Source organism: Bradyrhizobium sp. (assembly GCF_019244115.1).
Lineage (GTDB): Bacteria > Pseudomonadota > Alphaproteobacteria > Rhizobiales > Xanthobacteraceae > Bradyrhizobium.
This window is the reverse complement of sequence record NZ_JAFATE010000076.1, coordinates 1-5787: the sequence shown is the minus strand read 5'-3', so window position 1 is coordinate 5787 and position 5787 is coordinate 1. Positions and strand designations below refer to the sequence as shown.

The following is a 5787-nucleotide window of genomic DNA, read 5'->3' as shown; positions in this document are numbered from 1 at the left end:
CCGTCCGCAGGAGCCGGAGCCGGTTGCGCCGCGCACCGTGACGCTATCCGATCGGCGTGTCGAACAGCCGACCGTCAGGCGATTTTATCTCGTGCCCTCAGCCACCACCGCCGCCCCGGGCGAGAGCGCGGCGCTGGAGGTGCTGGCCCAGTTGATGGGCTCAGGCAGCAACTCGTATCTGTACCGCGCGCTGGTGGTCGATCGTCCGCTCGCGGTCAATGCCGGCGCGGCCTATTCCTCGACCTCGCTCGACGCGACCCAGTTCTCGATTTCGGCCTCCCCGAAACCGGGCGTCGCCTTTGCCGACGTCGAGCGGATCGTCGACGACCTGATCGCAGGGCTTGCGCAAAACCCGCCACGCGCGGAGGACCTCGAGCGGGTGAAGACCCAGCTCATCGCGGAAGCGATCTACGCCCAGGACAACCAGGCCACGCTGGCGCGCTGGTATGGCGGCGCGCTCACCACTGGTCTGGGCATCCAGGACATCCGCAGCTGGCCGGACCGCATTCGCGCCGTGACCGCCGAACAGGTCAGCGCGGCCGCGCAAAAATGGCTGGACAAGAAACGTTCCGTCACCGGCTATCTGATCAAGGACGTGACCGCGAAGCACGAGGAGAAGCGTTCGTGAAGAAACACCCGAGCCTCGCGCGGCACATCGCGGCGATCGCCATCCTGCTCACGGCTGCGCTGCTGCCCGCAACGCCCTCGCAGGCTGCAGCAAAGATCCAGCATCTGATCTCCCCCGGCGGCATCGAAGCATGGTTCGTGCAGGATGCCACCGTGCCGCTGATTGCGATGGAATACGCTTTTGCGGGCGGCGCCTCTCAGGACCCTGCAGACAAGCCGGGCGTCGGCAATCTGGTCGCCGATCTCCTGGACGAGGGCTCGGGAGATCTCGATTCCAAGACCTATCACGAGCGTCTCGAGCGCCGTGCCATCGACCTGGGCTTCAGCGTGTCGCGGGACACCTTCCGCGGATCGTTGCGCATGCTCCGCGACAACAAGGAGGAGGCTTTCGAGCTGCTCAGGACGGCACTGACTTCGCCGCATTTCGACAAGGACGATCTCGAACGCGTCCGCTCCCAGATCATGTCCGACCTGCGACGCGAAACCAGCAGTCCCTCGTCTTTGGCGGGCCGCAAATTGCTGGAGCTCGCCTTCGGCAGCCATCCCTATGGTCACCAGGCCTCTGGCACGCTGGACAGTGTGCCGAGCGTCACGGTCGACGACCTGAAGGCCTACAAAAGCCGCGTCATCGCCAGGGACACGCTGAAGATCGCCGTGGTCGGCGACATCGACCCCGGCACGCTCGGCAAGCTTTTGGACCTGACTTTCGGCGGCCTGCCAGCCAAGGCCGATCTCGTTCCAGTCCCCGACATCATCGCGGCAAAACCTCCGCAACGCGCCTACATTCCGCTCGACGTTCCCCAAACTGTGATCAGCTTCGCCAGCCCCGGGATCATGCGCAATGATTCCGATTTCATGGCCGCCTATGTCGTCAACCAGGTTCTGGGCGGCAGCGGCCCGTCATCGCGGCTCTACCACGAAGTTCGCGAGAAGCGCGGGCTCGCCTACTCCGTCTATGGCGCGCTCTCCTGGATGCAGCACTCCGCGCTGTTCATCGGCAATACTGGCACGCGCGCCGACCGCGCCGGCGAAACGCTGCGGGCAATCGAGCAGCAAGTGCGCCGGATCGCCGATGAAGGCCCAACCCAGGAGGAACTGGACGAGGCCAAGTCCTACCTGAAGGGCTCGCAGATGCTGCAGCTCGACACCTCCGCGAAGCTGGCCCAGGCGCTCCTGCAATATCAGCTCGACAGGATGCCGATCGACTACATCGAGAAGCGTAACGCCATGATCGATGCCGTGACGCTGGATGACGCCAAGAAGGCGGCGCGACGCCTGTGGGGGCAGGACCTCCTCACCGTCGTGGTCGGCCGTGCCCCGCAGGCCGTCGCGCAGCCGGCGGCTGCAACCGCACCGGTCAAGGCGGATTGATATCGACCTCTGCCTTGCACTCTCTCCTCCCCTCCCCGTTTGGGAGCGAGGGGACGGAGGGAGGTACTTCGTGAAGGCTCGGAGTTTTAGGCCTCCCTCCCCGCAAGGAGAGGGAGCTATCGCAGCGACTTCTCCGCAAAACCGCTATGTTGCGCACCGACTCCAACGGACCACCGGTGTAACCATGCTGCGGATTACGCGCGACCTCTCAATCGACGAGAACGACATCGAGATCGGATTCGTCCGCGCGTCCGGCCCAGGCGGCCAGAACGTCAACAAGGTGGCGACCTCGGCGCAGCTCCGCCTCGACACCCGCCGCATCGCATTGCCGGGCGACGCAGCGGCGCGCCTCGAGCGCCTGGCTGGCCAACGCATGACCAAAGACGGCGTCATTGTGATCCAGGCGCAGCGCTTCCGCACGCAGGAGCGCAATCGCGCGGACGCGATCGAGCGGCTTCTCGAGCTGCTGCGCGCCGCGATGGAGCGCCCAAAACCGCGACGGCCGACCAGACCGACACACGCATCGAAGCAGCGCCGCCTCGAAGGCAAGAAACGCCGCGGCGACATCAAGGCGCGTCGCGGCCGCGGTTTTGATGACTGATAGCAACGGCTTCAGCCGTCATGCCCGCGCTTGTGCAAGAACAAGCCCGGCCATGACGAAGTGAGAGGTCAGTGGCGCGTCCACAGGTATGACCTGGATCGTCCATCAAGCACGCATGATGTTCCGCATCAAACTCTCGCCGCGCGTACGTCTTGATTTTCGGCCTCACAATGTTGGTGGAGCAGATGATCGTATACAGTGAAGGTTCCACCTTCACAGCTGCGTGCTCGGGTCGATGACAGGATATCAGGACACGTCCTGAGCTGCTGATTCGCCAGGAGGCGTGCCGCTATTGTAGTTCCTGTCGCGTACATTTTCCGCCACACTGGCTAGAATGCGACAGCGTGTCGAATCGATTGCCGATCAGAACTCATGCCGGTCCGCCAGCTTCCCGAACAGGTCGTCAACCGCATCGCCGCCGGCGAGGTGGTGGAGCGGCCTGCGAGCGTGGTCAAGGAGCTGGTGGAGAATGCGATCGATGCCGGCGCGAGCCGGCTCGACATCTTCACCGAAGGCGGCGGCCGGCGAAAAATTGTCATCACCGACGACGGCAGCGGCATGACACGTGCCGACCTCGCACTGTCGGTCGAACGGCACGCGACCTCAAAACTCGACCACGAAGACCTGCTGCAGATTCGCACGCTGGGATTTCGCGGCGAGGCGTTGCCTTCGATCGGCGCAGTGGCAAAGCTTGCGATCACGACGCGCCAGAAGAGCGAAGCCCACGCCTGGGCGCTGTCGGTCGCGGGTGGCGCAAAGTCGGACATCATGCCGGCAGCGCTCGGCCTGGGAACGCGGGTCGAGGTCGCCGATCTGTTCTACGCCACGCCGGCACGCCTGAAATTCCTGAAATCGGAGCGCAGCGAGGCCGAGGCGATCCGCGACGTGGTGCGGCGGCTGGCGATGGCGCGGCCCGAGATCGCCTTCACATTGGCTGGCGAAGAGCGGGCTCCCGTCACCTGGGCCGCGGCACTGCCCGGCGCCCCCGGCCGGCTCGCCCGGCTCGGCGATATTTTGGGGGCGGACTTTCGCGAGCATGCGATCGACGTGGGCGCCGAGCGCGATGGCGTCGCGGTCGAGGGCTTTGCCGCGGCGCCCGCGCTCACCCGCGCCAATGCGCTCGGGCAATATCTGTTCGTCAATGGCCGCCCCGTGCGCGACAAGCTGATCCTCGGCGCGGTGCGCGCAGCCTACTCCGACTACCTGCCGCGCGACCGCCATCCGGTCGTCGCGCTGTTCGTGACGCTCGATCCGCGCGAGGTCGACGCCAATGTGCATCCGGCAAAGACGGAGGTGCGGTTCCGCAACGCCGGGCTGGTGCGGGCCCTGATCGTGCACGCGCTGAAGGATGGGCTGGCGCGCGAGGGCAAGCGCACCGCCGCCAATGACGGCGGCAGCGCCATCGCCGCACTCCGGCCGGCCTTCCCCCCGCGCAACAATGTCAATTGGGATTGGCGGCGCTCGCCGTCGTTTCCGGTCAGTTCGATTGCGTCGTTCGAAGGCGCGACCGCGCCGCTGCTGGCCGAGCGCGACCAGGCCGCGTTCGACGTCGGTGCACCCAGTGCAGATGTGCGCTTCGAGGACGCGCCAAACACCGACCTCGTCGATCGCCCGCTGGGCGCCGCGCGCACGCAAATCCACGAGACCTACATCGTGTCGCAGACCCGCGACGGGCTGATCATCGTCGACCAGCACGCCGCGCATGAACGCATCGTCTATGAACGATTGAAGGCCTCGCTGGAACGCAGCGGCGTCGAGCGACAGATCCTGCTGATCCCCGAAATCGTCGAGATGGATGAAGCGACGGTCGAGCGGCTGCTCGCGCGCACCGAGGAGCTCACCTCATTCGGGCTTGCGATCGAGTCGTTTGGACCCGGCGCGGTCGCCGTGCGCGAGACGCCGTCGCTGCTCGGCAAGACCGACGCACGCGGCCTTTTGCGCGACCTCGCCGAGCACATGGAGGAATGGGACGAAGCGCTGCCGCTGGAGCGGCGGCTGTTGCATGTCGCGGCCACCATGGCCTGCCACGGCTCGGTGCGCGCGGGCCGCCGCCTGAAGCCCGACGAGATGAACGCGCTCTTGCGCGAAATGGAAGCAACGCCGAATTCCGGCCAGTGCAACCACGGCCGGCCGACCTATGTGGAGCTCAAGCTTTCCGACGTCGAGAAGCTGTTCGGGCGACGATGACGAGCGGTAGGGCTGGGCAAAGCGCAGCGTGCCAACCATTGTCGCCAACGGTCGCGGAGGGATGGTGGGCTACAGAATCCGCAAGAACACGAACTCGGTGTCGTCATAGGCGCGCCGCTCCAGCTCCTCGAAACCATCAGGCGTTTTGAACGCGGCGGTCGTCTGTTCCTCAACGACAAGCAGCGCACCCGGCGTGAGCCAGCCGCCATCACGCAATGAAACCAACGCCTTTTCGGCCAGTCCCTTGCCATAGGGCGGATCGAGGAAGACGAGCGAGAACGGTTCGACCGGATGCGCCGGCCCGAGATTGGTAGCATCGCGGCGAAACACTTTTGTCACCCCGCCGAGCGCGAGCGCCTCGACATTGTTGCGGAGCAGCGCGCGCGCCTCCGCGCCATTGTCGACAAACAGCGCGAAGGCGGCGCCGCGCGAGACCGCCTCGATGCCGAGCCCGCCGGTGCCGGCAAACAGGTCGAGCACACGCGCGCCGGCGATCGGATCGCCATAGGCATGCGTCAGGATGTTGAAAACGGATTCGCGCAGGCGGTCCGCGGTCGGGCGGATGTCGCGCGATGAAGGTGAGGCGAGGTTGCGGCCTCGCAATCGTCCCCCCACGATGCGCACGGCTACGCGCTCGTCTGTCTCGCGCGAGCCGGTGCCGTGCGGAGGGTGCGCTCCCCTCCCCCTTGCGGGGAAGGGTTGGGGGTGGGGGTGCCAAGAACGCCGATCTGTCGTGGGGTACCCCCCTCCCTACCCCTCCCCCGCAAGGGCAGGGCTATCGCATATGAGTGGCGCTCTCTCCGTTTGCCCCCCCCGCTGGCGGGGGAGGTCGCCGCGCTTGCGCGGGGGGGGGGGGCCGCCCTGGCCTCCGCTGCAGCCTTTTTCGCACGACGCCCCCACCCCAGCCCTCCCCCGCAAGCGGGGGAGGGAGCGCACCGCCAGCGTTCAAACGCCATATGCGATTGCCCTGCCCGCAAGGGGGAGGGGAGCAGACCGCGCTC

5 protein-coding genes are annotated in these 5787 nt (G+C 66.3%); 4 read left to right on the top strand and 1 reads right to left on the bottom strand.

Features of this window, described 5'->3' with window-relative positions:
* From JOZ76_RS03570 to mutL, 4 genes are all read left to right on the top strand, one after another.
* A partial coding sequence (locus JOZ76_RS03570; protein WP_291697248.1) for a M16 family metallopeptidase occupies nt 1-628 on the top strand: 628 nt, incomplete at its 5' end.
* On the top strand, nt 550-1998 hold the full coding sequence (locus JOZ76_RS03565; protein WP_291697247.1) for a M16 family metallopeptidase: 1449 nt from the start codon (nt 550-552) through the stop codon (nt 1996-1998). The genes JOZ76_RS03570 and JOZ76_RS03565, both read left to right, overlap by 79 nt.
* Before the next feature lie 184 nt (nt 1999-2182).
* Complete coding sequence (gene arfB / locus JOZ76_RS03560) at nt 2183-2599, top strand: alternative ribosome rescue aminoacyl-tRNA hydrolase ArfB (protein WP_291697246.1); 417 nt, start codon at nt 2183-2185, stop codon at nt 2597-2599.
* A 372-nt stretch (nt 2600-2971) separates the two neighbouring features.
* Nucleotides 2972-4786: a DNA mismatch repair endonuclease MutL gene (mutL, locus tag JOZ76_RS03555; RefSeq protein WP_291697245.1), complete on the top strand. Its 1815-nt coding sequence runs from the start codon at nt 2972-2974 to the stop codon at nt 4784-4786.
* Nucleotides 4787-4855: 69 nt separating this feature from the next.
* Here mutL and rsmD read toward each other — a convergent pair whose 3' ends face one another.
* Nucleotides 4856-5410 carry a 16S rRNA (guanine(966)-N(2))-methyltransferase RsmD gene (rsmD, locus tag JOZ76_RS03550; RefSeq protein WP_291697244.1) on the bottom strand — a complete coding sequence of 185 codons (555 nt, stop codon included), beginning with the start codon at nt 5408-5410 and terminating at the stop codon, nt 4856-4858.
* Between the last annotated feature and the right edge of the window lie 377 nt (nt 5411-5787).